This window comes from Pseudomonas sp. BBP2017 (assembly GCF_003024385.1).
Taxonomy (GTDB): Bacteria; Pseudomonadota; Gammaproteobacteria; order Pseudomonadales; family Pseudomonadaceae; genus Aquipseudomonas.
This window is the reverse complement of the sequence record NZ_PVZN01000010.1, coordinates 1-25,926: the sequence shown is the minus strand read 5'-3', so window position 1 is coordinate 25,926 and position 25,926 is coordinate 1. Positions and strand designations below refer to the sequence as shown.

The window sequence follows — 25,926 nt, the reverse complement described above, 5'->3', positions numbered from 1 at the left end:
TCAGCGCCCGGAGTCGTCGTCCTTCCACGGCGCCTGCAGGTAGCGGGTGCGGTTGAAGGTCTCCAGCCACTCCGGGCAGAACACCACCAGGGCGCTGACCAGCATGCCGTTGATAAAGGCTTCAGGGAAGATGATCAGCCACAGGTAGCCGATAAAGTCTTCGATCCACTCCGGCATCACGAAAAGCCCGTCATACCATAACAGGCCCAGACCGATCAGCAGGCACAGCAGTGCCGCCAAGGCTGCGGCAAAAAATCCCGAACAGAAGATATAAACGAACAGGTTTTTCGGCTGTACACGCTCGACCAGAATGGCGCAGGCTTCGGTGACCAGCACCGGCAGGCCGATGAACAACAGGCCGTTGACGCCCATGGCGGCCAGGTCCTGACGCCCCATCCAAATGAGCCCGATCTGGGCCAGCAAGCCGCCGACAATCGCCAGCGGCCAATCCAGCAGCAAGGTGACTGCGGTCATGCCTATGAAGTGGTACGACACCCCATTGTCGAAGTCGCGGCGCACCAACCACAGCGCAAACAACGCGAACACCGTACCGAACAGCAGGTGCTGACGGCGACTGTCAGTGAACAACTCTACCCAACGCGTACGCGCCACCGCCCACACCAACAGCACGACGTAGCCGACCCAGCCCAGGGTCAGGCTGTGGTCAGACAGCACTTGAGCATCAATCACGGCAGCAGGGCCCTTCTGCGATGGAAGTGCTGGCAGTCTACACCCGCGCGCTGTGAGCAGCGCCGCGAACGACTTTATTCATTAAGCCACAATTGAACGCTAAGCTTGTCCCCATGGACGACTCAGACTACTTGCGCCTGCTCACCATTCAGGCCGAACAAGCCAATGCGTTTCTTTCCAATGCCCGTAAATGGGAACGTGAGCGTTGGGTCTGCCAGCGCCTGCTGCAAGGCTTGAACATTCCTTACCGTAGCGAGGACTTCACCCCCGCCGGCCAGGAGCCGCCTGACGTATTGTTTCGCGATGCTGCCTTTGAAGTGTTTTTCGTCCTCGACGAAGGTCGCCGGCTTAACGACGAATGGCGCGAAGAACTGCAACGGCGGCGCAGCGCCTTTTCCCTCAGCCAACTGGTGCGGCGTGAAGCGCGGCCGCGGCGGATCAGTGCCCAGGAGCTGCTGCAGCGCCTGGCCCCGACCTTGCGCAAAAAATCGCACAACTACCAGGAGCGCGGGCTCGACCTGAGTGAGCTGGACATCATCGCCTTCGCCAGCCTCAAGCGCGAAGTGCTCGACCTCAACAGCCACTTCCCGCCGCCCACCGAGTACCTGCGCCAGGGCTGGCGCTCGCTGTCGCTGGTCGGGCCGACCTTCGCCCGGGTGCTGTTCGCCCACCCGGACGCGCCAGACTTTCTGCGTGGCAACCTGGGCCGCAGCATTGTTTTCGATGTCGGCATCAGCCTCTGAGCTGGCCCCCTGCCAACGCGCAATGGCATAAATTGCACGGCGGTGATACAAAGCGCAATCATTCGTCATAGTGACCGCCGCGTGACTGCGCCATGGGCCTTGCTCAAACAACTACAGTGAACCCTGTAGCTTCCTTTCAGTCACAAGCGTCTACCTGACGAGGCCCTCATGACCAGCCGCCTGAATCCCGAAGACCAACGTCGTGTCGATCAATACCTGCAAGCACCCCAGCATCAAGTCGAGCGCAAGCCTTTCCGGCCGTGGCTGCTCCTTTGCATGGTGGTGCTGGTGACTGTTGGCCTGGGCCTGTTGAGCCGCCTCTTGAGTAACCTGGTGCTATGAGCTGCCTTGCGCTCGCCCGAACCGCCCGCCCTGAGCGGCCGATGACTCACGACCCGAATTCCGTAAACCTTATGAGATATCCCCATGACTCACCGTATTGTGATTGTCGGCGGCGGCGCCGGCGGCCTGGAACTGGCGACCCGCCTGGGTAAAACCCTGGGCAAGAAGGGCAGCGCCAGCATCACCCTGGTCGACACCAACCTGACGCACATCTGGAAACCATTACTGCACGAAGTGGCTGCAGGCTCGCTGAATTCCTCGGAAGACGAACTGAACTACGTGGCCCAGGCCAAGTGGAATCACTTCCAGTTCCAGCTCGGCCGCATGAGTGGCCTGGACCGCGAGAGCAAACAGATCCAGCTGGCCGCAACCCTCGACGAAGAGGGCCGCGAGCTGCTGCCTGCGCGCACCCTGGGCTACGACACCCTGGTGGTCGCCGTAGGCAGCAACACCAACGACTTCGGCACCCTCGGCGCGGCCCAGAACTGCCTGTTCCTGGATACCCGCAAGCAGGCCGAACGCTTCCATCAGCAGCTGCTCAACCATTACCTGCGCGCCCATGCCGGCGATCAGGCCAACGAAACCATCAGCGTGGCGATTGTCGGTGCTGGCGCAACCGGCGTGGAACTGGCCGCCGAACTGCATCACGCGGCGCACGAACTGGCTGCCTACGGCCTGGACCGCATCCAGCCCAAGGACATGCACATCACCCTGATCGAAGCGGGTCCGCGGGTACTGCCTGCTTTGCCGGAGCGTATCAGCGTGCCAGTGCACCAGACCCTGGAAAAGCTCGGGGTCACGGTGATGACCAATGCCTCGGTCAGTGAAGTAACGGCAACCGAGCTGAAAACCAGCAATGGCGATGTGATCCCGGCCAGTCTCAAGGTCTGGGCTGCGGGTATTCGTGCACCGGGTTTCCTCAAGGACATTGACGGTCTGGAGACCAACCGGATCAACCAGCTAGTGGTTCGCCCTACCCTGCAGACCACCCTGGACGACGATATCTTTGCCTTCGGCGACTGCGCCGCCTGCCCTCAGCCGGGCAGCGAGCGCAACGTACCGCCCCGGGCCCAGGCCGCCCACCAGCAAGCCTCGATGCTGGCCAAGTCGTTGAAGGCGCGCCTGGAAGGCAAACCGTTGCCGACTTACGCCTACCGCGATTACGGCTCGCTGGTATCGCTGTCGAGCTTCTCGGCGGTGGGTAACCTGATGGGTAACCTGACCGGTAGTGTGATGCTCGAAGGCTGGTTGGCGCGGATGTTCTACGTGTCGTTGTACCGCATGCACCAGATGGCGCTGTATGGCACGTTCCGTACGCTGATGCTGATGTTGGGTAGCCGGATTGGCCGAGGCACCGAGCCGCGCCTGAAGCTGCACTGATCCTTGCCTGTGGGAGCGGGCTTGCCCCGCGATAAAGCCGGTACAGACGATGCAGATGTATTGCCCGTACCGGACTTATCGCGGGCCCGCCCCCACTGCTACCTGAGCACTCGGTAGGTGCTCTGCACAAAACCATTCTCGAAAGTGGTGCTGCGCACATGCTGCAGCTTCACATCCCCCGCCAAGGCCCCGAACAGGGGAATCCCATTGCCCAGCAACACGGGTATCCGGGTGATGGTCAATTCATCCACCCGTCCTTCACGCAAGAAGCTCTGAACCACTTTGCCGCCGTCGAGGTACAGGCTCTTGGCACCTGTGTCGTGCAAATGCTCCAGCAGCCCGGCAATCGGCCCGGGATGCACCTCGACACCCTCCGCCTGACCCAGGGTAGTACTCAACACCACCACCCGCTTGTGCCGATACGGCCAGTCGCCAAAGGTCAGTACTTTTTCGTAGGTGTTGCGCCCCATGACCAGGGTATCGACCGTCGCCATGTATGCGGCATAGCCGTGGTCGTCGCTGGAGCGGGTGGCAACCATCAACCAGTCCAGCTCCCCGCATTCACGGGCGATGAAGCCATCGAGGCTGGTGGCGATGTACACGGAGGTTTTGAGGGTCATGGGGCAGCTCCCTTGCAGGATATTGCCGGATAGTAGCAGGCAATATTCAGGGCTGCAGAAACGAAAAAAGGGCACCCTTTGCAAGGTGCCCTTTTCTCTGAAGATGGTCGGGGTAAGGGGATTCGAACTCCTGACATCCTGCTCCCAAAGCAGGCGCGCTACCGGACTGCGCTATACCCCGGTAAAAAAAAGGCACCGGTTAAGGCGCCTTTTTTACGGCTGGATGCTAATGGCATTCCAACCTTTTAAGATTTGAACCCAGCGTACCGGATTCAAAAATGGTGGGTCGTGTAGGATTCGAACCTACGACCAATTGGTTAAAAGCCAACTGCTCTACCAACTGAGCTAACGACCCAAAAATGGTCGGGGTAAGGGGATTCGAACTCCTGACATCCTGCTCCCAAAGCAGGCGCGCTACCGGACTGCGCTATACCCCGGTTTGAAATTTGGCTCCGCGACCAGGACTCGAACCTGGGACCCAATGATTAACAGTCATTTGCTCTACCGACTGAGCTATCGCGGAACTATCAATTTCAAGTACTGCAATTTCGAAAACTGTATCACTACCGCTTCGAACCCTTCGACCTTGTGCATCGCTGCGTTCATGTCTCTGAGGCGCGCTATTCTACAACCTTCAAAACCCTTGTCAACCCCTAATTTGCATTCAACTTACTGATTTGCAACTTTTTTTCAGATTCCCGATTTTGCTGGAAACCTGCGGGGTGACATACAGCGGGGCGCACTTTACAAGCACTGGAGAAAAAATGCAAAGAAAAAAGGCCTCGAAATTCGAGGCCTTAGCGTAACCACCCGAAAAATCAGGCGAAGACGATTTCCTCGCCCTCCACTTTGGCGGTAATCCCGGTGCCTGGCAGGAACTTGCCAGCCAGGATCAGCTGCGCCAATGGGTTCTCGATCCAGCGCTGAATCGCCCGTTTCAACGGCCGTGCGCCATAGACCGGGTCGTAACCGACAGCGATCAGTTTATCCAGCGCTTCAGCGCTCAGCTCCAAGCTCAGGTCGCGCTCAGCCAGACGGCTGCGCAGACGGCCCAACTGGATCTGGGTGATGCCAGCGATCTGATCGCGGCCCAGCGGTTCGAACACCACCACTTCATCGATACGGTTGATGAACTCTGGGCGGAAATGCGAACCCACCGCGTCCATCACCGCAGCCCGTTGAGCTTCGCGATCACCTACCAGGTCCTGGATCTGTGCCGAGCCGAGGTTGGAGGTCATCACGATCACGGTATTGCGAAAATCCACCGTGCGTCCGTGGCTGTCGGTCAGGCGACCATCTTCAAGTACCTGCAGCAACACGTTGAACACATCCGGGTGCGCCTTCTCGACCTCGTCGAGCAGCACCACGGCATAAGGCTTGCGCCGTACCGCTTCGGTCAGGTAACCGCCCTCCTCGTAACCGACATAGCCAGGCGGAGCACCGATCAGACGGGCCACGGAATGCTTCTCCATGAACTCGGACATGTCGATACGCACCATCGCCTCTTCGGTGTCGAACAGGAACTCGGCCAGGGCTTTACACAGCTCGGTCTTACCCACCCCGGTCGGGCCGAGGAACAGGAACGAGCCACTTGGCCGGTTCGGGTCGGACAACCCGGCCCGCGAACGACGGACGGCGTTGGAGACCGCAACCACGGCCTCTTCCTGGCCGATCACACGCTGGTGCAGCAGGCTTTCCATCTTCAACAGTTTTTCCCGCTCGCCTTCAAGCATCTTGGCCACCGGAATACCGGTCCACTTGGAGACGACTTCGGCGATTTCCTCTTCGGTCACCTTGTTACGCAACAGCTGGTTCTCGGCCTTGCCGTGCTGGTCGACCATCTGCAGGCTGCGCTCCAGGTCCGGGATCACCCCGTACTGCAGCTCGGCCATGCGGCTGAGGTCGCCTTTGCGCCGCGCGGCTTCCAGCTCCTGGCGCGACTGCTCGATTTTCTGCTGGATCTGCGCAGAACCCTGCACTTCGGCTTTTTCCGAGGTCCAGACTTCTTCCAGGTCAGCGTACTCACGCTCAAGCCGGGCAATCTCTTCGGTCAGTTTTTCCAGACGTTTGATTGCGGCTTCGTCTTCTTCTTTCTTCAGCGCCTGGGATTCAACCTTCAGTTGAATCAGACGGCGCTCCAGGCGATCGAGCACTTCGGGCTTGGAGTCGATCTCCATACGAATGCGGCTGGCCGCTTCGTCGACCAGGTCGATGGCCTTGTCCGGCAGTTGCCGGTCAGTGATGTAGCGATGGCTGAGCTTGGCCGCGGCAATGATCGCGCCGTCGGTGATGGCCACCTTGTGGTGCACCTCGTAACGCTCTTTGAGGCCACGAAGGATGGCGATGGTGTCTTCCTCGCTCGGCTCCTCCACCAGTACTTTCTGGAAGCGCCGCTCGAGGGCCGCGTCTTTCTCGATGTACTGACGGTACTCGTTCAGGGTCGTGGCACCCACGCAGTGCAGCTCACCACGGGCCAGGGCCGGTTTGAGCATGTTGCCGGCGTCCATCGAGCCTTCACCTTTACCGGCGCCGACCATGGTGTGCAGTTCGTCGATGAACAGGATGATCTGCCCTTCCTGCTTGGACAGTTCATTGAGCAGCGCTTTGAGGCGCTCTTCGAACTCACCACGGAACTTGGCACCGGCGATCAGCGCGCCCATGTCCAGCGACAGCAGACGCTTGCCTTTAAGGCCGTCTGGCACTTCGCCGTTGATGATGCGCTGGGCCAGGCCTTCGGCGATGGCGGTTTTACCGACGCCAGGCTCACCGATCAGCACTGGGTTGTTTTTGGTCCGGCGTTGCAGCACCTGAATGGTGCGGCGGATTTCGTCGTCACGGCCGATCACCGGATCAAGCTTGCCGTCTTCGGCACGCTTGGTCAGGTCGACGGTGTACTTGTCCAGGGCCTGACGCGACTCCTCGGCGTTCGGGTCGTTGACCGCCTCACCGCCACGCAGGTTGCTGATGGCGTTTTCCAGGGCTTTCTTGGTCACGCCCTGGCTGAGCAGCAATTTGCCAAGCTTGCTGTTTTCATCCATGGCGGCGAGCAGCACCAGTTCGCTGGAAATGAACTGGTCGCCTTTCTGCTGGGCCAGACGGTCGGCCTGGTTGAGCAGACGCGCCAGATCCTGCGACATGTTCACGTCACCGGTCGGGTTCTGGATTTTCGGCAGTTGGTCGAGCTCTTTGCTCAATGCCTTGCGCAGGCTGTTGACGTCAAAGCCGACCTGCATCAGCAGCGGCTTGATCGAACCACCTTGCTGATCGATCAACGCTTGCAACAGGTGCGCAGGCTCGATGGCGGGATGGTCCATACCAACGGCCAGGGATTGGGAATCGGATAATGCCAGCTGTAGCTTGCTGGTCAAACGGTCTATTCGCATAAGTTACCTTCCTTTTATGGGCAGGCCGGAGCGATGGACACACCTGATGAAGATAAACCTGCCTGAGATACCCTACTAGATGAGGGTGATTCTGGCGGATTCAAGCTTAGCGGGGTTGATTCAGGTCAGCGTGGGGCTAACCAGATCAATGAGGCGAAGCGTCCACCTTGCGGAGTACGCCGATAAGAATAGAAGCGTGGATCGCTGACGGTGCACAAACCGCCGCCATACACCGCCTGTACACCACGGGCAGCCAGGCGCAGGCGGGCCAGGGTATAGATGTCGGCCATCAGTTTATCCGGGCGCGTACCGGGCCCGAAGGCCTGGGCAGTTTCCGGATGAACGGTCGTGAAGGCATCGCGCACTTCCAGACCGACTTCGAAAGCTTGCGGGCCAATCGCCGGGCCCAGCCACACCAGCACCTCTTCAGGCGGCAGGGCCAGACGGTCCAGGGTGGCCTCGATTACCCCGTTGGCCAGACCACGCCAACCAGCATGCGCAGCGGCAACACGGGTTCCGGCGCGGTCACAGAACAGCAACGGCAGACAATCGGCGGTCATCACCGTGCAGGCGATACCTGGGGTGGCGGTCCAGCTGGCGTCGGCCTCGGCGATTACGCTCGGGTCGGCATCCGCCACCACCACGCCATGCACCTGCTTGAGCCAGGCTGGCTGGACGCCGAACTCGGCGGTCAGACGCCGACGGTTCTCGGCTACCGCCTCTGGCACATCGCCAACATGGTCACCAAGATTGAAACTTTCATAAGGCGGCAGGCTGACCCCGCCCGCCCGGGTGGTGACGCACGCGCGAACCACGGCTGGCGCAGGCCAGTCCGGGATCAGCAGGGCGTGCGCCAGCTCACTCATCCGACGAACGCCTCGCGGTCCTGCTTGAGCAGCGACAGCAGCCAGACGAAATCATCCGGTAGCGCCGATTCCCAGCCCATACGCTCGCCGGTCACCGGGTGATCCAGCTCCAGGAAACGCGCATGCAGGGCCTGGCGCGGGAAGGTCTTGAGGGCTTCGACCATGGTCTGGCTGGCGGCTGGCGGAATGCGGAAACGACCGCCGTAGACCGGATCGCCGACCAACGGGAAGTTCACGTGAGCCATGTGTACGCGAATCTGGTGGGTACGCCCGGTTTCCAGTTTGACCCGTACATGGGTATGGGAACGGAAGCGCTCCAGTACACGGTAGTGGCTGACAGCCGGCTTGCCGCCTTCGGTCACGGCCATGCGCTGGCGTTGCCCGCCATGGCGGCCGATCGGGGCGTTGATCTTGCCACCGGCAGTGACCACACCGATCACGATGCATTCATAGATGCGACTGACACTGCGGCTTTGCAACTGGGCAACCAGTTGGGTCTGCGCCTGGATAGTCTTGGCCACCACCATCAGACCGGTGGTGTCCTTATCCAGGCGGTGGACGATGCCCGCGCGCGGGACGTTGATGATATCCGGCACATGGTGCAGCAGCGCGTTGAGCAGGGTGCCATCAGCGTGGCCCGCAGCCGGGTGGACCACCAGCCCTGCCGGCTTGTTGATCACCAGGATGTGGTCGTCTTCATAGACGATATCCAGCTCGATGTCCTGGGCTACCCACTCGCCCTGGGCTTCCTGCTCGGCCTCAAGGGCCAGCAGCGAGCCGCCGTGGACGATATCGCGCGGACGCAGGACAGCGCCATCGACCGTCAGGCGCCCCTCCTTGATCCAGGTGGAAAGGCGCGAGCGCGAGTGCTCAGCGAACAATTGGGCGGCGACTTGGTCGAGGCGTTGCCCGCCCAATTCGGACGGCACCTCTGCGCTAAGTTGAATGATCTCGGACATGCTCGAATCAGCGGGCGGCACAGCCTTTGGTTTCGACTGCACGCTTGTGGTTAAATACGACGTCTTTTGCCCCGCAAGTTGCATCGGGGTGCTCATCATAACAGGACGGCCACGCCCAAGACAGCGGCCGTCATAGGGACGCAAGCCGCCATGCAAGTGAAACACCTGCTGCTGATCGCCATCCTCGGACTGACCGCTGCTTGTTCTTCGAAGGAAGTCGTCGACGAAAACCTGAGCGAAGCCGAGCTGTACCAGCAGGCGCAGGCCGATCTGGACAACCACAGCTACACCAGCGCCACCAGTAAGCTCAAGGCGCTGGAATCGCGCTATCCATTCGGCCGCTATGCCGATCAGGCCCAGCTCGAGCTGATCTACGCGAACTACAAGAACGCCGAGCCAGAAGCCGCCAAATCGGCCGCCGAGCGTTTCATTCGCTTGCACCCTCAGCACCCGAACGTCGACTACGCCTACTACCTCAAGGGCCTGACCTCCTTCGATCAGGACCGTGGCCTGCTGGCGCGCTTCCTGCCGCTGGACATGACCAAGCGTGACCCGGGTGCTGCCCGCGACTCGTACAACGAGTTCGCCCAGCTGACCAGCCGCTTCCCCAACAGCCGTTACTCGCCCGATGCCAAGCAGCGCATGATCTACCTGCGCAACCTGCTGGCGTCCTACGAAATCCACGTCGCCGACTACTACCTGACCCGTCAGGCCTATGTCGCTGCCGCCAACCGTGGCCGCTACGTGGTCGAGAACTTCCAGGAAACCCCATCGGTCGGCGACGGCCTGGCGGTGATGACCGAGGCCTACATGCGTCTGCACCTGGACGAACTGGCCGCCACCAGCCTGGAAACCCTCAAGCTCAACTACCCGGATCACCCGAGCCTGGTCGACGGCCAGTTCCAGCCCAAGCAGGATGAAGCCGACAACCGCTCCTGGCTGTCCAAGGCCACCCTGGGCCTGATCGAGACCGAAGCGCCGCTGCCGCCGGGCGAAACCCGCGCCAACCAGGACGTGATCCGCCAGTACGAAGACGCCAAGGAAGCGATTCCAGACGAACTGCAACCAAAAGATGGCGACGCCGTTGAGGAAGAGGAACACGAAGCGCAAGGCAACAACGACGACCGCTCCTGGTTCAGCTACATGACCTTGGGCGTGTTCGACTGATCGATCATGCAACAGATAAAGGGAGGCCAAGGCCTCCCTTTTTTCATGCCCGAGCTCTAGACTAAAGGCTCTTCACTGATAAAGCTGGACACCATGGTTCGCCTACTTTTCTGGATCGCTCTGATCGCCGCTGTTTTCTGGCTGTGGCGTAAATTCCAGGCCAGCAATGCTGCTAAGCCTGACAACAGCCTCGAAGACCCGTTGAAAATGGTGCGTTGCGCCCATTGCGGCGTGCACCTGCCCAATGACCGGGCCCTGCGCCTGGGCAGCCAGTGGTATTGCAGCCAGGCGCATCTGGAGCAAGGGCCCGGCGATCAGCGCTGAATCAGCCGTTTTATCGCGGGGCAAGCCCCACCGAGCCTCTGTGGGAGCGGGCTTGCCCCGCGATGAGTCCTTACTCTCCGGTCAATCGCCCTGCTGGCGCATAAGGCCGTGGATCGATGATCGGTTCGCGGCCCAGTAGCAGGTCGGCAAACAACTGGCAGGACGCTGGCGCCAGCACCAGTCCGTTGCGGTAGTGCCCACAGTTCAACCACAAGCCTTGCCAGCCCGGCACTTCACCGATGTAGGGAATACCCTCCGGTGAGCCCGGGCGCAAACCCGCCCAGTGACCAACCAGCGCGGCGTCGGCCAATGCCGGAAGCAACTCGATGGCCGAAGCCTTGAGGCTTTCCAGGGCCTCGGCGGTCGGGGTCTTGTCGTATCCGGCGTGCTCCAGGGTACTGCCCACCAGAATGTGGCCGTCCCGCCGCGGGATCGCATAGCGCCCTTTGGCCAACACCATACTGGGCAGGAAATCTTCGGCGCACTTGAACAGAATCATCTGCCCCTTGACCGGCTCGACCGGCAGCTCCAGGCCCAGTGGACGCAACAAGTCGCCACTCCAGGCGCCAGCAGTCAGCACCACACGGTCGCCAGCAATCATCCCGTCAGCCGTCTCGACCCCGGTGATACGCCCGCCCTGGTGGCTGAAGCCGGTGATCTCACAGTGCTCGCGAATGCTCACGTTAGGCATCGCCTGCAGCGCCGCCTTGAGCGATTTGACCAGTCGCGGATTGCGCACATTGGCCACACCCGCCATGTAGATAGCGCGCTGGAAACCGGCACCGAGCACCGGCACTGCGTCATAGGCGGCGCAGATATCCACCGCACTCAGTGGCCGCCCTTCCCGCTCGGCCCAGGCCAGGGCCTCGGCTTCGTCTTCCAGGTCCAGCCAGTACAGACCGGTGGTATGCACCTCGGGATCCACCCCGGTGCTGGCAAACAGACGCTCACCCAGCTGTGGATAGAAATCCTGTGACCAGTGCGCCAACGCTGTCACTGCAGGGCTGTAGCGCCAGGGGTAAAGCGGCGAAACAATGCCGCCACCGGCCCAGGACGATTCCCGCCCCAGCTCACCGCGATCACACAGCACCACCTGCTCGACCTCGGCCGCCAGATTGAATGCCGTCAGCAGGCCGATCACTCCACCGCCGACTATCACTACTTGCTTGGTCATCTATCGATCCAACTTCTGAAGTAAATCGCGAAAGGCTTCAGCCACCCCAGCAGCCACTGCCAGCATTCCCGACGCTTTCGGGGTTGCTGCGCACACCAGCCTGGTCAAGCGCATAGTCACCGCACGGATCAGCCATCATCAACCCCTCGGGAAGGCGTCGTGCCAACAGGCTGAAGGACTCCTTGTCGCGGACCGCTTGCAAGCGATAGTGAGCAGTCCCGCTCGCCAGTGGCGTCACCAGCGTTTCGTCATCGCTGTACTGACCCGCACGCGAGTAATGGCGCTCCAGCTGCTGTGCGCTGGTGAACAGTAAGCCGACAATTTCCGTGCGAGCCGCTTTTCTGACCTGGTCGCTGTAACCGGGGTAGGCAATGCTCACCAGAATGCCGAGCACAGCGATGACAATCAACAGTTCGATCAGGCTCAATCCTTTCTGCAGTTTCATTCTCCTGCTCCTTAGTAGACCTGTCGCCAGAGGATCCGCCGCCAGGGTTGTGACGCGGGCCCGACAGGCTGCGCGATCACACTTTCCAGCACACTGCGGGCCGTGCCATTGCGCGCCACGGCCGTGATTCGATACAGCGCTACCGCAAGCCCTGGCGGCATCTGTCTGGCCTGGGTGCTCTCCCCCAGAGGCTGGATAAGGTAGAAACCGCCGTCACCTGCTTGCCAAACCAGACCGGAGCTTGCCCCGGCCCCCGCATACACGCCGCCAGAGGTGATCAAGCCGGCTTCCGGGGGCGGCAGGCAGAACTCACAGCGTGGTCCTGCCTGCTCCAGCGCCCTGAGCTCTGCTTGCTGCAGCAGTTGTTGTGCCTGTTCGAACGCTTGCAACGTGCTCCGCAGGTTACGCGCCATGCGCTCCTGCTGGATCGCACTGCCCAGCGCCGATAAACCAAGCAAGCCCAGCAACAACATCAGCGTCAGGCTAAGCAGCAAAACCAGGCCACGTTGCCTCATGACCCACCCAGTGGATTGCCCAAGGCAATGCTCGTTCGATAAGTCTGCGCTCTGACGCGTTGCTGCGGGTCGATCAGCGACAGGTCCAGGCGCACAGTGGAAATACCTGAGGAACTGTCCCTGATCAGTTCAAGCTGCAGCTCACCAACCCCGTCCACCAGTACGCCATCACTCGCCCCGCTGCGCAGGCGCAGTTCATTGGCTACCAGCCGGTAATCCTGACGACGGATGGGGACGGCAAACTGCCCCACCTCAGGGGCGCGAATACCCGCATACACACTTGCCTGCGCAAGACAGTCGGTGACCAGGGTCCAGTCAGGCCGACCACTGGCTTGCACGACTTCTGCACTGATCAGGCTCAGGCGCTGCAGGCGCCCATCCGCGCCATGAGTGATTTGTATAGGCTGCGCGAATGCATCGGCAGCCAAGGGGTCGTGGAAAACAATTGCATCGTGACGCAGGCAGCCGAACATTCCAGCCATGCGAATGCTCTGGGTCAGGCGCTGCAGGGCCTGACGCGCATCCTCCTGCATCCGCGCCGCCACCTCTTGTGCCTGCCAGGACTGGCTCGCGGCAATAAACAGGCGATTTGCACCGAGCAACAACAGCAAGCCCAGGCTCAGGGCCAGCATCGCTTCCAGCAGGCTGAAACCCGTTTGTCTGCTCATCGCCCTGGGTCCTGATTGCGCAAAACCTCACCAGCACGAACTTGCTCAAACACGCCCTGGGCCAGATAAGCCGCCTGGGTGGTACGCAATGCGCTTTCAGTGGCCTGCAATGCCTGCACCTGCAAACCGGCGGCGGCAAACAAGCCCAGCCCCAACACGGCCATCGCCACCAGCACTTCAATCAACGTCATGCCTTGTTGCTTCAAGCCATCCATGGCCAACCTCCGAGACTTTTCCACAGCGCTTTGCCAACCCGACTGACTGGACACCAGCGATACGAGCTTCGAACCTATAGCGAAGCACTTCCAGGGAGGAATGCACGGTGAAGCAACAGGGCGTAACACTGATACAAATCTTGTTCGCATCAGCCCTACTGGGGCTGCTTACACAGATGAGCGTCCCGGCCTACAACACCATGAGCAGCGGGCTACAGCGGCAGGTTGCCGCCAAGGACCTGGCCCAGGCGTTACGTACAGCGCGCAGCGAGGCGCTGCTACGCAATAGCAACGTGCTCCTGCAAGCACTGGAGTCGGACTGGAGTAATGGCTGGCGGATGATTGTCGAGCATGACAGTCCGCAACTGCTGCATGAATGGCGCAGCAATGGGCAAACGATCATTGTTGGGAACCAACCGGTGGCCCGGCAGGTGCGCTTCAATGGCCTGGGTGTGCCCCTGCGCGAGGGCGGCGCTTTTCAGGCCGGGACGTTGCATATTTGCCAACGTCCCGAAGCGCTGAGCCACTATCAGGTTGTGCTTTCGCATAGCGGAAGAGTCAGCCTGCGTGATGCGTTGATCAAGCAGCCGCTGTGCGCGGCTGCCGGGTCAGATCAATGAACGAACGCGCAATTCCTTGGGCATCGAGAAGGTGATGTTCTCTTCGCGACCGTCCAGCTCTTCGGCGCCGGTGGCGCCCCACGCCCGGAGTTGCTCGATCACACCGCGAACCAGTACCTCCGGCGCCGAAGCACCGGCAGTGATACCGATGCGCTCGACACCGTCGAACCAGCTTTTCTGCAGGTCTTCGGCACCGTCGATCAGGTAAGCCGGCGTTGCCATGCGCTCGGCCAGTTCACGCAGGCGGTTGGAGTTGGAGCTGTTCGGGCTGCCCACTACCAGGACCACATCGCACTCATTGGCCAGTTGCTTGACCGCATCCTGGCGGTTCTGGGTGGCGTAGCAGATGTCGTCCTTGCGCGGCCCACCAATGTTCGGGAAACGCGCACGCAGGGCATCGATCACCCGGCTGGTGTCATCCATCGACAGCGTCGTCTGGGTTACGAAAGCCAGTTTGTCAGGATCGTTGACCTGCAATCGGGCAACATCTTCCTCATCTTCGACCAGGTAGATCGCGCCGCCGTTGCTGGCGTCGTACTGACCCATGGTGCCCTCGACTTCCGGATGACCTTCATGACCGATCAGGATGCATTCACGCCCGTCACGGCTGTAGCGCGCCACCTCGATATGCACCTTGGTGACCAGCGGGCAGGTTGCATCGAACACCTTCAGACCGCGCCCGGCGGCCTCCTGGCGCACAGCCTGGGAAACACCGTGGGCGCTGAAGATGACGATGACGTCATCAGGCACCTGGTCCAGTTCTTCAACAAAGATGGCGCCACGTGCGCGCAGGTCTTCGACCACGAACTTGTTGTGCACCACTTCGTGGCGCACATAGATCGGCGGGCCGAAGACTTCCAGGGCGCGGTTGACGATCTCGATCGCCCGATCCACGCCCGCACAGAAGCCGCGGGGGTTGGCGAGTTTGATTTGCATGCTCGGCTCCGGGCTCAAAGCGCTGTGACTTCGAGGATTTGCACCTCGAAGCTCAGGGTTTTGCCGGCCAGTGGATGGTTGAAATCGATGGTCACCTGGGCGTCATCGAAAGCCTTGACCACACCCGGCAGCTCGGCATTGGCAGCATCGTTGAAGATCACCAGCAGACCTTCGGAAAGCTCCATGTCGTTGAACTGCGAGCGAGCAATGATCTGCACGTTCTGCGGATTGGGCTGACCGAAGGCGTTTTCCGGCTCGACGGTAACGGTGCGCTTGTCACCGGCCTTGAAGCCGAAAATGGCCGCTTCAAAGCCCGGCAGCAGGTTGCCGTCGCCGACCTTGAACACTGCCGGCGCCTTGTCAAAGGTACTGTCGACGGTATCGCCGTTTTCCAGGTGCAGCGCGAAGTGCAGTTTCACTTCGGTGTTCTGGCCGATGCGGGTCTCAGTCATGGACGGGTTCTCCGGACTTCTTGCTCTTGAACATATCCAGCGCCAGCATCACCGCACCCACGGTAATGGCACTGTCGGCCAGGTTGAAGGCCGGGAAATACCAGCGGTTCTGCCAGTGAACGAGGATGAAGTCGACCACATGGCCCAGCACGATACGGTCGTACAGGTTACCCAGCGCGCCGCCGAGCACCAGGGCCAGCGCCACCGCCAGCCAGGTCTCGTTACGCCCCAGGCGCTTGAGCCAGACCACCAGCACGCCACTGACCACCAGGGCGATCAGGGCGAACAGCCAGCGCTGCCAGCCGGAGCTGTCCGCCAGGAAACTGAAGGCGGCCCCGGTGTTGTAGGCCAGGGTCCAGCTGAAGTAGTCAGGAATGACCACGATCTGCTGGTACAGGTTTAACGCCCCCTCGAAATAGAACTTGCTGGCCTGGTCGAGGACCAGGACCAGCAGGCTCAGCCAGAGCCAGCCAAGGCGCCCGAAGCGCCCTGCAGCGGGGTTAGGCATAGTGGCGCACCTCACCGTTGCCGCTGATGTTGTCGGCGCAACGGGCACAGATTTCCGGATGCTCCGGGTTCGCCCCGACGTCGGCGCGGAAATGCCAGCAACGGCCGCACTTGGCATGACCGGATTTGACCACTTTCAGTTTAAGGCCTGGCACTTCAGTCTCGACCGCATCGGCTGGCGCCTGGACGAACGGTGCAACGCTGGCGGCCGAGGTGATCAGCACGAAACGCAGCTCGTCGCCCAGCTTGTTCAGGTCGGCGCTCAGGGCGTCGTCGGCGAACAGGGTGACTTCGGCTTGCAGGTTGCCACCGATGGCCTTGGCCGAACGCTGGTTCTCCAGTTCCTTGTTGACCGCAGTCTTGGCCGCCATCACGCGGTCCCAGTAAGCGCGACCCAGCTCGAAACCTTCCGGCAGTTCGGTCAGCCCCTGGTACCAGGTGTTGAGCATGACCGACTCGTTGCGCTCGCCTGGCAGGTACTGCCACAGCTCGTCGGCGGTGAAGGCCAGGATCGGCGCGATCCAGCGCACCAGCGCCTCGCTGATGTGGTACAGCGCGGTCTGGCAGGAACGACGGGCAATACTGTTGGCGCCAGTGGTGTACTGACGGTCCTTGATGATGTCCAGGTAGAAGCCACCCAGCTCCTGCACGCAGAAGTTGTGGATCTTCGAATAGACGTTCCAGAAGCGGTATTCGCCGTAGTGTTCTTCCAGCTCGCGCTGCAGCAGCAGGGTACGGTCGACCGCCCAACGGTCCAGCGCCAGCATGTCTTCGGCCGGCAGCAGGTCGCGGGCGGGGTCGAAGCCTGACAGGTTGGAGAGCAGGAAGCGCGCGGTGTTGCGAATACGCCGGTAGGCGTCGGCGCTGCGCTGCAGAATCTGCTCGGAAACCGCCATCTCGCCAGAATAGTCAGTGGCCGAGACCCACAGACGCAGGATGTCGGCACCCAAGGTGTCGTTGACCTTCTGCGGCTCGATGGTATTACCCAGCGACTTGGACATCTTGCGGCCGTTTTCATCAACGGTGAAACCGTGTGTCAGCAGCTCGCGGTACGGCGCGTGGTTGTCGATGGCGCAGCCGGTCAGCAGCGAGGAGTGGAACCAGCCGCGGTGCTGGTCGGAACCTTCCAGGTACAGGTCGGCACGCGGGCCGGTCTCGTGGCCGATGCTGTGCGAACCACGCAGTACATGCCAGTGAGTGGTGCCGGAGTCGAACCAGACGTCGAGGGTGTCAGCGATCTTGTCGTACTGGCCGGCCTCTGCGCCGAGCAGCTCGGCGGCGTCCAGCTTGAACCAGGCTTCGATGCCCTCTTTCTCGACGCGCTTGGCTACTTCTTCCATCAGCTCGACGGTACGCGGGTGCAGCTCACCGGTTTGCTTGTTGAGGAAGAACGGAATCGGCACGCCCCAGTTGCGCTGACGCGAGATGCACCAGTCCGGGCGGTTGGCGATCATCGAATGCAGGCGCGCCTGACCCCAGGCCGGGACGAACTTGGTTTCTTCGATGGCTTTGACCGCACGCTTGCGCAGGGTGTCGCCGTTGTCAGGCTGTTTGTCCATGCCGACGAACCACTGCGCGGTGGCGCGATAGATCAGAGGGGTCTTGTGGCGCCAGCAGTGCATGTAGCTGTGGCTGATGGTTTCGGTGTGCAGCAGCGCACCGACTTCCGCGAGTTTTTCGACGATGGCCGGGTTGGCCTTCCAGATGAACTGACCGCCAAAGAACTCCAGCGACGGCACGTAGACACCGTTGCTTTGCACCGGGGTGAGGATGTCGTCGTTGACCATGCCGTAGCGCTTGCAGGTGACGAAGTCGTCTTCACCGTAGGCTGGCGAGGAGTGAACCACACCGGTGCCGGCGCCGAGCTCGACGTAGTCGGCCAGATAAACCGGCGACAGGCGGTCGTAGAACGGGTGACGGAAGTTGATCAGTTCCAACGCTGACCCTGGCGCGCTGGCGATGACCGAACCTTCCAGCGCGTAACGTTTGAGGCACGACTCGACCAGTTCTTCAGCCAGCACCAGCAGCTTGTCGCCGACATCAACCAGAGCGTACTTGAACTCCGGGTGGACGTTCAGCGCCTGGTTGGCCGGAATGGTCCACGGGGTGGTGGTCCAGATCACGATCGAAGCCGGTTTGGCCAGCGAGGCCAGGCCGAACGCGGCGGCCAGTTTGGCGTCATCGACGATCGGGAAGGCAACGTCGATAGTCTGGGATTTCTTGTCGGCGTACTCGACTTCCGCTTCGGCCAGTGCCGAACCGCAATCGAAGCACCAGTTCACAGGTTTCAGACCCTTGAACACGAAGCCATGCTTGACCATCTCGGCCAGGGCGCGGATTTCACCGGCCTCGTTGGCAAAGTTCATGGTCTTGTAAGGATTGCTCCAGTCACCCAGCACACCCAAGCGGATGAACTCGGTCTTCTGCCCTTCGATCTGCTCGGCGGCGTAGGCACGGCACAGCTCGCGGGTCTGGTCGGCGCTCAGGTGCTTGCCATGGGTCACTTCGACCTTGTGCTCGATCGGCAGGCCGTGGCAGTCCCAACCCGGGACGTACGGGGCGTCGAAACCGGAGAGGGTCTTGGAGCGGACAATCATGTCCTTGAGAATCTTGTTCAGTGCATGACCGATGTGAATCTTGCCGTTGGCGTAGGGCGGGCCGTCGTGCAGCACGAACTTCGGACGATCCTTGCCAATTTCGCGCAGCTTCTGGTACAGGCCAATGCTGTCCCAACGCTGAAGAATCTGCGGTTCGCGCTGTGGCAGGCCGGCCTTCATCGGGAAGGCGGTGTCCGGAAGGTTTAGCGTGGCTTTATAGTCGGTCATTTCAGGCTCTTCGTTAGCGGTTGAGCGTGCCAATGGGCACGTGCGGCGGCGATATCCGCATCGATCGCCGACTTCAGCGCCTCCAGGGAGGCGAAACGCTGCTCTTCACGCAGCTTGTGGTGGAATTCCACCGTCAGGCGCCGGCCATAGAGATCGCCGGCGTAATCAAGGAGATGCACTTCCAGGTGGGCACTGCCATCACCTGAAACGGTTGGCCGTACGCCGATGTTGGCGACGCCGGGCCAAGCCTTGCCATCGAGTTCGACGCTGACCAGGTAAACCCCGCTCAGCGGTACGCGACGACGCTTGAGTTGTATGTTGGCAGTCGGTGTGCCCAATTGGCGTGCCAGCTTCTGCCCATGCAAGACGCGACCGCAGATGCGGTACGGGCACCCGAGCAGCCGTTCGGCGAGAGCAAAATCGGCCTTGGCCAGGGCGTGGCGTACTTGCGTGCTGCTGACCCGCAAGCCATCCAGCTCAACAGTCTGCGCCGCTTCAACGGTGAAGCCCTGACTCAGACCGGCTTGCTGGAGAAATTCAAAGTCGCCAACCCGGTCGCAACCAAAGCGAAAATCATCGCCGACTTCCAGGTGCTTAACATCCAGGCCGTCGACCAGGATGGTATCGACGAACTCAGCGGCGCTGAGTTTGCTCAGACGCTGATTGAACGCCAGGCACAACACCCGGTCCACGCCTTCAGCAGCCAGCAGCGCGACCTTGTCACGCAGGCGGGCCAAGCGGGCAGGCGCAGTGTCCGGAGCGAAATACTCGCGCGGCTGTGGCTCGAAAATCACCACGCAGCTGGGTACCCCCAGCTCTACCGCTCGCTCACGCAGACGCGCCAGGATTGCCTGGTGGCCACGGTGAACACCGTCGAAGTTGCCAATAGTGGCGACACAGCCCCGGTGCTGGGGGCGCAGGTTGTGAAGGCCTCGAACCAGCTGCATAACGCGCTTCTTGCTCATAAAGTGGTCGATTATAACCACACCCGGGCGCGGACGACAGGCAGCAGCGTCACCCCGAGGCGTGGAAAAGAGAAAACCGACGTCTGGCCGTGTTCGCCGCTCAATGCAGTGCCTTGCGGGCAAAGTCACGCGGGCGGAAACCAAACACGAACAGACTGCCGAAATAAGTCACCACACCCGCCAGAATCAATACGCCCAGACGCAGGAAACGTTCGAGCATCTGCCCTTCTTCCCAAGCTGGCATGTAATGCATGCCCACGAGTAGCACCGCCGACATCAGCAGCACAGCCACGACCAGCCTGGCGAGGAACTTGCCCCAGCCCGGCTGCGGCTGGAATAGCTGCTGCTGACGTAATTTCCAGTACAACAGGCCGGCATTCAGGCAGGCGCCGAGGCTGATCGCCAGGGCCAACCCTGCGTGCTGCAAGTGAGTGATGAACATCAGGTTGAACAGCTGGGTACAGACCAGAGTAAATATCGCGATTTTAACCGGTGTACGGATGTTCTGCTGGGCATAGAAGCCAGGGGCCAGCACTTTGACCAGAATGATCGCCAACAGGCCGACCGTATAGGCGATCAGGGCACGCTCAGTCATGGCGGCGTCGTGTGCGCTGAATTTGCCGTACTGGAACAGCGCCACGGTCAATGGCTCGGCGAGGATCGCCATGGCCAGGGTACACGGCAGCACCAGCAGGAAACACAGGCGCAGGCCCCAGTCGAGGATCCGCGAATACTCATGGCGGTCACGGTTGGCGTAGGTCTTGGCCAGGGTCGGCAACAAGATGGTACCCAGCGCTACGCCGAGCACCCCGGAGGGCAGCTCCATCAGGCGGTCGGCGTAATACATCCAGGACACCGAGCCGGCTACCAGAAACGAGGCAAAGATGGTGTTGATGATCAGCGAAATCTGGCTTACCGAGACGCCGAGGATCGCTGGCAGCATCTGCTTGAGTACCCGCCACACCCCCGAATCACGCAGATTCAGCCGTGGCAGCACCAGCATGCCGATCTTTTTCAGGTGCGGCAGCTGATACAGCAGTTGCGCCAGACCACCGGCCAGGACACCCCAGGCCAGCGCCATGATGGGCGGATCGAAGTACGGGGTCAGAAACAGGGTAAAGCCGATCATCGCCACATTCAGCAGGGTCGGCACGAAGGCCGGCACCGAAAAGCGGTTCCAGGTATTGAGAATGGCACCGGCCAGCGACGAAAGAGAGATCAGAAGAATATAAGGGAATGTCACCCGCAAAAGCTCGGTGGTCAGTTCAAACCGTTCGCCATCGGCGACGAAGCCCGGCGCCGTAACCCACACCACCCAGGGGGCCGCGAGGATGCCGAGCGCGGTAACCAGGGCCAGCACCAGGGTCAACAAACCGCTGACGTAGGCAATGAAGGTACGGGTCGCCTCTTCGCCCTGCTGGGTCTTGTACTCAGCCAGGATCGGCACGAATGCCTGGGAAAATGCGCCCTCGGCAAAGATCCGCCGCAGCAGGTTGGGCAATTTGAAGGCAATGAAGAAGGCGTCGGTAGCCACGCCGGCACCGAACACCCGCGCCAGAATGGTGTCACGCACAAAGCCCAACACCCGGGAAATCATGGTGATGGAGCTGACGGCGGCCAGGGATTTCAGAAGGTTCATTGAAAGTTTTTTACGCCTAAAGATAAAGGGCTGTGCCGGAACGCGCCCAGTTGTGCGATACTCCGCGCCGCAACGCAAGCAGAGCAAAAGCTCCCGAGTTTACAGGTCGTACCGCAGAAGGGAATCACTCCCTTGTAAGGAACAACCACTCAGCGGATCCATGCAAGTGCCCTTGACAACCGATTAACTCATCGGCATGATTCGCGGCCTATTTTGTTTGCTATTTACCAAGTCTTTCGAGGAGCTCGACGGTGGCCAACTCACCTTCCGCCAAAAAACGTGCAAAACAGGCTGAGAAGCGTCGCAGCCACAACGCCAGCCTGCGTTCCATGGTTCGTACCTACATCAAGAATGTAGTTAAAGCCATCGACGCAAAAGACGCCGAAAAAGCGCAAGCTGCTTACACTCTGGCTGTTCCTGTTATCGACCGTATGGCCGATAAAGGCATCATCCACAAGAACAAGGCTGCTCGCCATAAAGGCCGTCTGAATGGCCACATCAAGGCGCTGAAAGAAGCTGCAGCTGCCTAAGCGACACGCTTGTTAAAAAACCGACCCCAGGGTCGGTTTTTTATTGCCTGCGATTTGGCGTTTGTCATTAGAAGCATCGCGGGGCAAGCCCGCTCCCACAGGAACTTGTAGTGTACCTGTGGGAGCGGGCTTGCCCCGCGATGGATCCTGTTACTTACCGATCTGAATCTTCGGTGCCCACTGCAGCCATTCGTCTTCAGCCTTGTCGAACAGGGCAAAGGTCTGCTGCGCTCGAGCCGGGTTACCCATCTTCTCGCCATCCGGCGTTGCAAAGGCAATTCCGCCCTCGATCAGGGTTTCCAGCGACTCGGTGCGCACCGTAGCGCCTTTGAACAAGCCGAAGTCAAAGCCAAAGCCACTGCTGTTCCAGAATCGGCTACCACCACGCACCAGGGCGGCATAGCGCGGCTCGATAAGGATATGAATCAGCACGCGGTCCGCCGTCTGCCCTAACTCGAAACCGGTTACTTTACCCACCGGAATCTCGCGATAAGTGACCGGCACGCCCGGCTTGATCGAGCCACGCCGCGGCGCACTGAGCACCAACGCCAAACCCGCTTCACGCGCAGAGAAATCCGGCGCCTGGGGCAGCGCGTTGAACCTGCGCTGCGGTCCCAGGTTCTTCGAGGCAGGCTGCACTTCCAGGTACTGCCCTGTCACCAAGGTTTCCAGGTTCGCCGTCTTGACGATACCCAGAGCCGGTTTGACCACCCAGAATTGCGTACCTTCACGAGCAATACGCTCAGGCACTTCAGTAATACGCGCCTTGAGCAGCACCGCTTGCAGATCATCAGTCAGATCGACCTGCTCGACCTTGCCAACATCCAGGCCCTTGAAGCGAACCGGCGTACCGACCTTGAGGCCATCAGCACGCTCGACCCGAATGGTCACGGTAGTGCCACTGCGATTGGCCGCCTCCTGATCCACATTCAGGCGGAAACTCGGAATCCGGCGCTTGAGCGGCACATTCGGGGTCGGCGTATCGAAAGCGATGCCGCCCGCCATAAGGCTCTGCAGCGATTCGCTCTTGATCTGGACGCCCGACAAGCCACCGGTAAGGGTAATGCCGCTGGCATTCCAGAATCGCGTCGAGCCGTTGACCAGGTTGGCGTACTCCTTCTCGATGTGCACACCAATCAGCAGGCGCTTGCTCTTCCTGGAGAACTGGTAGCTCTGCACGGTACCGACCTTGACCTGACGGTAGAGCACCGGGCTGCCAACCTCCAGCGAACCGAGGTTGTCACTGAACAGTACCAGGTGCAGCCCTGGTGCTTTCAGGTCGAGCGGAGGCGCTTTGTCCCGGGCCTCGAACTCGCGCTGTGGAGAGGCACCTTTATCACCCGGCCGGATGGCAATGTAGTTACCCTTGACCAGCGCCTCCAGGCCGGTGATCCCGGCCAGCGAGATGGACGGTTTGACCACCCAGAACTGGGTGCCGTCCACCAGGTAATCTTCAGCCAATGGGTCCAGGGTCAATTCGGCGACGGCACTGGTGAGATCAGCATCGACCTTCAGGGTCTTCAGCGAACCGACCTGGATGCCTTTATACATCACTGGCGTACGCCCGGCCTGCAGCCCTTCGAAGTCGCTCAACTTGACCTTGACCTTGATACCCGCCTGGGCGGCATCGAAGTCTTCAAACAAGCGGAACGGTAAGCTCGGGTCGGTTGCCGGGCTGTCCTTGCGGTGTTCCGGTGTAGCAAAGGCAATACCGCCGGCGACGATACTGGCCAGCGACTCACTGCGCACTTTCACCCCGGACAGGCCGGCATCGATACTGATGCCACTGGCGTTCCAGAAGCGCGTGTGCTTGCGCACCAGGTTGGTGTAGGCCGGCTCAATGAAGACTTTGATCTCCACCGTGCCCTGGTCTTCGGCCAGGCGGTAGCTTTTCACCTTGCCGACCTGAATCTGTTTGTAGAACACCGGGCTGTCGCGATTGAGCGAACCCAGTCGATCTGCTTTGAGGGTCAGGTGCAGGCCAGGTTCGCTATCAGACAACGGCGGCGCTTCGTCCAATGCCTTGAAACGCTTGGTTGGCTCCCCCGTACCCGGGCTCACGGCAATGTAATTACCCGATACCAAGGTCTCCAGGCCGGTGATGCCAGCCAGCGTGACACTTGGCTTGACCAGCCAGAAGCGTGTGCCGCTATTGAGGTGCGGCTCAGCCTCCTTGTTCATTTCGATGGTGGCGATAACGCCGGTATTGCTGCCTTTGGCATCCAGTACCAGCTCTTTCACCTTACCCACCGACATGCCCTTGAAGACCACCTCGGTTTTATTGGCAACAATGCCTTCACCACTCTCGAAGCGAACCTGAATGTTCACCCCTGATTCGCGGTATGCCTGCCAGCCAAGCCAGCCGCCAATGACCAGAGCGATCAGAGGTAATATCCATATAGCCGACCAGTTCGAAGCTGGGCGGGTTTTAGCCGTAGGCAAATCACTCATGGTCGTCATCCGACTCCGTGTTATCCCAAATCAGTCGGGGATCGAAAGTTACTGCAGCGAGCATCGTCAGAATCACCACACTGGCGAAGGCGACGGCGCCCAGGTTGGCTTCGATACTGGCGATCCTGCCGAAGTTCACCACCGCCACCAAAATGGCGATCACGAAGATGTCGAGCATCGACCAGCGTCCGATAAATTCAATAAAGCGGTACATCAGAATCCGTTGCCGCGCGGACAATGGCTGCCTGCGTTGCACCGAGTAGAGCAGCAGCCCGATACCCACCAACTTGAAGGTGGGCACCAGAATACTGGCAATGAACACCACGGCAGCAATCGGCAACATGCCGAACTTGATCAGGGTGATGACACCGGACATGATCGTGTCTGGCGCACCCTGCCCCAGCGTACTGACCGTCATGATCGGCAGCACGTTGGCCGGGATGTATAGAATTGCCGAGGTGAGTAGCAAAGCCCAGGTTCGTATCAGACTGTTCGGCCGCCGTGCATGCACAATCGCGCCGCAACGACTGCAGGTTTGCGAGTCACACTCAGGCTCCTGGCGATTCAGTTCGTGGCACTCGCCACAAATCAGAATTCCAGCATCAATCGCACGCATGCAGGTCTTCCCCCGATAAAGCACTCCAGATCTGGTGCGGTGACATCACCACTTCCAACCACACTTGTACCAGTAGCAAACCGATAAAACAGGCCAGCCCGAGACCGAGACTCAACTCCGCCAACTCGACCAACTTGACCATCGCCACCAGCACGCCCATGAAATACACCTCGAGCATGCCCCAGTCGCGCAGATGGTGGTAAATCCGGTAAAGCAACAGACCGTAACTGCGCCCGATGTTCAGGCGAATACTCAGCAACACTGCCAGCTGGCACAGCAGCTTGAGCAAGGGGATGGCCATGCTGCAGAGGAACACCACCACTGCCACTTCAGCCATCCCGGTGTTGTACAGCCCGACCACGCCACTCCAGACCGTGTCGTTGGAGCTCTGGCCCAACAGATGGAGTTGCATGATGGGAAGAAAGTTGGCCGGTATGTAGAGCAGCAAAGCTGCGAGCACCAGCGCCAGGCTGCGCTGGACGACATTGTGGCGGTGCGCATAAAGCTCATAGCCGCAGCGTGGGCAATGCGCTTTTTCATCCAGCTTGAGCACAGGCTTGCGCATCAGCAGGTCACATTCGTGACATGCCACCAGTTGATCCAGGGGTAAGTCGGCAAGCGGATGGGAATCGACAGGGTCGGACATAGTGAACTTCTGAGTCAACGAGGGCGCCATTCTAACCGATACACAGCGCCTGGATCGCGGGTCAAGTCAGCTGTAGGCCTCTCCGCCACATCGCATCGCGAAGCAGCCTGCCTCCACCGCACGGAAAAGACAAAACCCCTACCTGCATATGCAGATAGGGGTTTCGGAATTTAATCTTGACGATGACCTACTCTCACATGGGGAAACCCCACACTACCATCGGCGATGCATCGTTTCACTGCTGAGTT

General features: G+C 60.4%; 26 protein-coding genes and 4 tRNA genes. 7 read left to right on the top strand and 23 right to left on the bottom strand.

All coding sequences use genetic code 11. The annotated features are described in order from the left end of the window. Positions 1-690: an energy-coupling factor ABC transporter permease gene (locus C6382_RS13885; RefSeq protein WP_107025000.1), complete on the bottom strand. Its 690-nt coding sequence runs from the start codon at positions 688-690 to the stop codon at positions 1-3. Positions 691-803: 113 nt separating this feature from the next. On the opposite strand from C6382_RS13885, the gene C6382_RS13880 reads away from it, so the two are divergent. The 3 genes from C6382_RS13880 to C6382_RS13870 all read left to right on the top strand — a co-directional run bounded on the left by C6382_RS13880 (position 804) and on the right by C6382_RS13870 (position 3,155). Further along, the gene (locus C6382_RS13880) at positions 804-1,433 is read left to right on the top strand and encodes a DUF1780 domain-containing protein (protein WP_038606917.1); all 630 of its coding nucleotides are present in this window, start codon (positions 804-806) and stop codon (positions 1,431-1,433) included. Positions 1,434-1,601: 168 nt separating this feature from the next. Beyond that, positions 1,602-1,775: a DUF3094 family protein gene (locus C6382_RS13875; protein ID WP_107024999.1), complete on the top strand. Its 174-nt coding sequence runs from the start codon at positions 1,602-1,604 to the stop codon at positions 1,773-1,775. Between the two features lie 84 nt (positions 1,776-1,859). Then, positions 1,860-3,155 carry an NAD(P)/FAD-dependent oxidoreductase gene (locus C6382_RS13870; protein ID WP_107024998.1) on the top strand — a complete coding sequence of 432 codons (1,296 nt, stop codon included), beginning with the start codon at positions 1,860-1,862 and terminating at the stop codon, positions 3,153-3,155. Between the two features lie 98 nt (positions 3,156-3,253). On the opposite strand, the gene C6382_RS13865 is transcribed toward C6382_RS13870, so the two are convergent. The 8 genes from C6382_RS13865 to rluD form a co-directional block, all read right to left on the bottom strand. Then, on the bottom strand, positions 3,254-3,775 hold the full coding sequence (locus C6382_RS13865; protein WP_107024997.1) for a dihydrofolate reductase family protein: 522 nt from the start codon (positions 3,773-3,775) through the stop codon (positions 3,254-3,256). Between the two features lie 104 nt (positions 3,776-3,879). Continuing rightward, positions 3,880-3,956: transfer RNA gene (locus C6382_RS13860), tRNA-Pro, on the bottom strand. 98 nt (positions 3,957-4,054) lie between these two features. Next, positions 4,055-4,130 (bottom strand) — tRNA-Lys (locus C6382_RS13855). Between the two features lie 5 nt (positions 4,131-4,135). Then, a tRNA-Pro gene (locus C6382_RS13850) sits at positions 4,136-4,212 on the bottom strand. Between the two features lie 10 nt (positions 4,213-4,222). Next, positions 4,223-4,298 (bottom strand) — tRNA-Asn (locus C6382_RS13845). A 295-nt stretch (positions 4,299-4,593) separates the two neighbouring features. Beyond that, entirely contained in the window at positions 4,594-7,158 is a 2,565-nt protein-coding gene (clpB, locus tag C6382_RS13840) for an ATP-dependent chaperone ClpB (RefSeq protein WP_107024996.1), read from the bottom strand. 125 nt (positions 7,159-7,283) lie between these two features. Beyond that, positions 7,284-8,024: a peptidoglycan editing factor PgeF gene (pgeF, locus tag C6382_RS13835; RefSeq protein WP_107024995.1), complete on the bottom strand. Its 741-nt coding sequence runs from the start codon at positions 8,022-8,024 to the stop codon at positions 7,284-7,286. Continuing rightward, complete coding sequence (gene rluD / locus C6382_RS13830) at positions 8,021-8,983, bottom strand: 23S rRNA pseudouridine(1911/1915/1917) synthase RluD (protein WP_107024994.1); 963 nt, start codon at positions 8,981-8,983, stop codon at positions 8,021-8,023. Before rluD ends, pgeF begins: the two co-directional genes overlap by 4 nt. Positions 8,984-9,133: 150 nt before the next feature. Here rluD and C6382_RS13825 point away from each other — a divergent pair, with 150 nt between their 5' ends. Next, positions 9,134-10,150 (top strand): outer membrane protein assembly factor BamD, encoded by a 1,017-nt coding sequence (locus C6382_RS13825; protein ID WP_107024993.1) that lies wholly within the window; start codon positions 9,134-9,136, stop codon positions 10,148-10,150. Positions 10,151-10,243: 93 nt separating this feature from the next. After that, a complete protein-coding gene (locus tag C6382_RS13820; RefSeq protein ID WP_107024992.1) occupies positions 10,244-10,474 on the top strand; it encodes a PP0621 family protein in 231 nt (76 codons plus the stop codon). Between the two features lie 70 nt (positions 10,475-10,544). Here C6382_RS13820 and thiO read toward each other — a convergent pair whose 3' ends face one another. From thiO to pilV, 5 genes are read right to left on the bottom strand one after another with little or no spacing between them, the layout of a single operon-like run. Then, positions 10,545-11,648, bottom strand: a complete 1,104-nt coding sequence (thiO, locus tag C6382_RS13815; RefSeq protein ID WP_107024991.1) for a glycine oxidase ThiO — start codon at positions 11,646-11,648, stop codon at positions 10,545-10,547. A 37-nt stretch (positions 11,649-11,685) separates the two neighbouring features. Further along, complete coding sequence (locus tag C6382_RS13810) at positions 11,686-12,087, bottom strand: type IV pilin protein (RefSeq protein WP_107025123.1); 402 nt, start codon at positions 12,085-12,087, stop codon at positions 11,686-11,688. A 17-nt stretch (positions 12,088-12,104) separates the two neighbouring features. Continuing rightward, the gene (locus C6382_RS13805) at positions 12,105-12,608 is read right to left on the bottom strand and encodes a pilus assembly protein (RefSeq protein WP_107024990.1); all 504 of its coding nucleotides are present in this window, start codon (positions 12,606-12,608) and stop codon (positions 12,105-12,107) included. Beyond that, positions 12,605-13,276 carry a PilW family protein gene (locus C6382_RS13800; RefSeq protein ID WP_107024989.1) on the bottom strand — a complete coding sequence of 224 codons (672 nt, stop codon included), beginning with the start codon at positions 13,274-13,276 and terminating at the stop codon, positions 12,605-12,607. Before C6382_RS13800 ends, C6382_RS13805 begins: the two co-directional genes overlap by 4 nt. Then, positions 13,273-13,491: a type IV pilus modification protein PilV gene (pilV, locus tag C6382_RS13795; RefSeq protein WP_256589095.1), complete on the bottom strand. Its 219-nt coding sequence runs from the start codon at positions 13,489-13,491 to the stop codon at positions 13,273-13,275. Before pilV ends, C6382_RS13800 begins: the two co-directional genes overlap by 4 nt. Positions 13,492-13,631: 140 nt before the next feature. On the opposite strand from pilV, the gene C6382_RS13790 reads away from it, so the two are divergent. Next, positions 13,632-14,111 (top strand): GspH/FimT family protein, encoded by a 480-nt coding sequence (locus tag C6382_RS13790; RefSeq protein ID WP_256589094.1) that lies wholly within the window; start codon positions 13,632-13,634, stop codon positions 14,109-14,111. Here the strand turns inward: C6382_RS13790 and ispH are convergent. The 6 genes from ispH to murJ form a co-directional block, all read right to left on the bottom strand. After that, the gene (gene ispH, locus C6382_RS13785) at positions 14,100-15,047 is read right to left on the bottom strand and encodes a 4-hydroxy-3-methylbut-2-enyl diphosphate reductase (RefSeq protein ID WP_107024988.1); all 948 of its coding nucleotides are present in this window, start codon (positions 15,045-15,047) and stop codon (positions 14,100-14,102) included. The genes C6382_RS13790 and ispH overlap by 12 nt on opposite strands. 14 nt (positions 15,048-15,061) lie before the next feature. After that, positions 15,062-15,499 carry an FKBP-type peptidyl-prolyl cis-trans isomerase gene (fkpB, locus tag C6382_RS13780; RefSeq protein ID WP_107024987.1) on the bottom strand — a complete coding sequence of 146 codons (438 nt, stop codon included), beginning with the start codon at positions 15,497-15,499 and terminating at the stop codon, positions 15,062-15,064. After that, entirely contained in the window at positions 15,492-16,007 is a 516-nt protein-coding gene (lspA, locus tag C6382_RS13775; RefSeq protein WP_107024986.1) for a signal peptidase II, read from the bottom strand. Before lspA ends, fkpB begins: the two co-directional genes overlap by 8 nt. Further along, the gene (gene ileS, locus C6382_RS13770) at positions 16,000-18,831 is read right to left on the bottom strand and encodes an isoleucine--tRNA ligase (protein WP_107024985.1); all 2,832 of its coding nucleotides are present in this window, start codon (positions 18,829-18,831) and stop codon (positions 16,000-16,002) included. The genes lspA and ileS overlap by 8 nt, the downstream gene beginning before the upstream one ends. Then, positions 18,828-19,778 (bottom strand): bifunctional riboflavin kinase/FAD synthetase, encoded by a 951-nt coding sequence (ribF, locus tag C6382_RS13765; RefSeq protein WP_178082780.1) that lies wholly within the window; start codon positions 19,776-19,778, stop codon positions 18,828-18,830. The genes ileS and ribF overlap by 4 nt, the downstream gene beginning before the upstream one ends. Before the next feature lie 118 nt (positions 19,779-19,896). After that, the gene (murJ, locus tag C6382_RS13760) at positions 19,897-21,435 is read right to left on the bottom strand and encodes a murein biosynthesis integral membrane protein MurJ (protein WP_107024983.1); all 1,539 of its coding nucleotides are present in this window, start codon (positions 21,433-21,435) and stop codon (positions 19,897-19,899) included. A gap of 251 nt (positions 21,436-21,686) precedes the next feature. On the opposite strand from murJ, the gene rpsT reads away from it, so the two are divergent. Then, positions 21,687-21,965 carry a 30S ribosomal protein S20 gene (gene rpsT, locus C6382_RS13750; protein WP_010220592.1) on the top strand — a complete coding sequence of 93 codons (279 nt, stop codon included), beginning with the start codon at positions 21,687-21,689 and terminating at the stop codon, positions 21,963-21,965. Between the two features lie 150 nt (positions 21,966-22,115). Here the strand turns inward: rpsT and C6382_RS13745 are convergent, their stop codons facing one another. Genes C6382_RS13745 through C6382_RS13735 form a run of 3 tightly spaced genes read right to left on the bottom strand, consistent with a single transcriptional unit; the run spans position 22,116 to position 25,678 of the window. Beyond that, positions 22,116-24,416 carry a PqiB family protein gene (locus tag C6382_RS13745; RefSeq protein WP_107024982.1) on the bottom strand — a complete coding sequence of 767 codons (2,301 nt, stop codon included), beginning with the start codon at positions 24,414-24,416 and terminating at the stop codon, positions 22,116-22,118. Next, positions 24,409-25,032 (bottom strand): paraquat-inducible protein A, encoded by a 624-nt coding sequence (locus C6382_RS13740; protein ID WP_107024981.1) that lies wholly within the window; start codon positions 25,030-25,032, stop codon positions 24,409-24,411. The genes C6382_RS13745 and C6382_RS13740 overlap by 8 nt, the downstream gene beginning before the upstream one ends. Further along, positions 25,019-25,678 carry a paraquat-inducible protein A gene (locus C6382_RS13735; protein ID WP_107024980.1) on the bottom strand — a complete coding sequence of 220 codons (660 nt, stop codon included), beginning with the start codon at positions 25,676-25,678 and terminating at the stop codon, positions 25,019-25,021. Before C6382_RS13735 ends, C6382_RS13740 begins: the two co-directional genes overlap by 14 nt. Positions 25,679-25,926: the final 248 nt, after the last annotated feature.

Coding starts and splice junctions, on each gene's coding strand:
- C6382_RS13870 (WP_107024998.1), top strand. CDS start 1,860: ATGACTCACCGTATTGTGATTGTCGGCGGCGGCGCCGGCGGCCTGGAA.
- rluD (WP_107024994.1), bottom strand. CDS start 8,983: ATGTCCGAGATCATTCAACTTAGCGCAGAGGTGCCGTCCGAATTGGGC.
- C6382_RS13740 (WP_107024981.1), bottom strand. CDS start 25,032: ATGCGTGCGATTGATGCTGGAATTCTGATTTGTGGCGAGTGCCACGAA.
- pilV (WP_256589095.1), bottom strand. CDS start 13,491: ATGGATGGCTTGAAGCAACAAGGCATGACGTTGATTGAAGTGCTGGTG.
- murJ (WP_107024983.1), bottom strand. CDS start 21,435: ATGAACCTTCTGAAATCCCTGGCCGCCGTCAGCTCCATCACCATGATT.
- C6382_RS13800 (WP_107024989.1), bottom strand. CDS start 13,276: ATGAGCAGACAAACGGGTTTCAGCCTGCTGGAAGCGATGCTGGCCCTG.
- fkpB (WP_107024987.1), bottom strand. CDS start 15,499: ATGACTGAGACCCGCATCGGCCAGAACACCGAAGTGAAACTGCACTTC.
- C6382_RS13735 (WP_107024980.1), bottom strand. CDS start 25,678: ATGTCCGACCCTGTCGATTCCCATCCGCTTGCCGACTTACCCCTGGAT.
- thiO (WP_107024991.1), bottom strand. CDS start 11,648: ATGACCAAGCAAGTAGTGATAGTCGGCGGTGGAGTGATCGGCCTGCTG.
- C6382_RS13745 (WP_107024982.1), bottom strand. CDS start 24,416: ATGAGTGATTTGCCTACGGCTAAAACCCGCCCAGCTTCGAACTGGTCG.
- C6382_RS13805 (WP_107024990.1), bottom strand. CDS start 12,608: ATGAGGCAACGTGGCCTGGTTTTGCTGCTTAGCCTGACGCTGATGTTG.
- ispH (WP_107024988.1), bottom strand. CDS start 15,047: ATGCAAATCAAACTCGCCAACCCCCGCGGCTTCTGTGCGGGCGTGGAT.
- C6382_RS13875 (WP_107024999.1), top strand. CDS start 1,602: ATGACCAGCCGCCTGAATCCCGAAGACCAACGTCGTGTCGATCAATAC.
- ileS (WP_107024985.1), bottom strand. CDS start 18,831: ATGACCGACTATAAAGCCACGCTAAACCTTCCGGACACCGCCTTCCCG.
- C6382_RS13865 (WP_107024997.1), bottom strand. CDS start 3,775: ATGACCCTCAAAACCTCCGTGTACATCGCCACCAGCCTCGATGGCTTC.
- ribF (WP_178082780.1), bottom strand. CDS start 19,778: ATGCAGCTGGTTCGAGGCCTTCACAACCTGCGCCCCCAGCACCGGGGC.
- lspA (WP_107024986.1), bottom strand. CDS start 16,007: ATGCCTAACCCCGCTGCAGGGCGCTTCGGGCGCCTTGGCTGGCTCTGG.
- C6382_RS13820 (WP_107024992.1), top strand. CDS start 10,244: ATGGTTCGCCTACTTTTCTGGATCGCTCTGATCGCCGCTGTTTTCTGG.
- pgeF (WP_107024995.1), bottom strand. CDS start 8,024: ATGAGTGAGCTGGCGCACGCCCTGCTGATCCCGGACTGGCCTGCGCCA.
- C6382_RS13880 (WP_038606917.1), top strand. CDS start 804: ATGGACGACTCAGACTACTTGCGCCTGCTCACCATTCAGGCCGAACAA.
- clpB (WP_107024996.1), bottom strand. CDS start 7,158: ATGCGAATAGACCGTTTGACCAGCAAGCTACAGCTGGCATTATCCGAT.
- C6382_RS13825 (WP_107024993.1), top strand. CDS start 9,134: ATGCAAGTGAAACACCTGCTGCTGATCGCCATCCTCGGACTGACCGCT.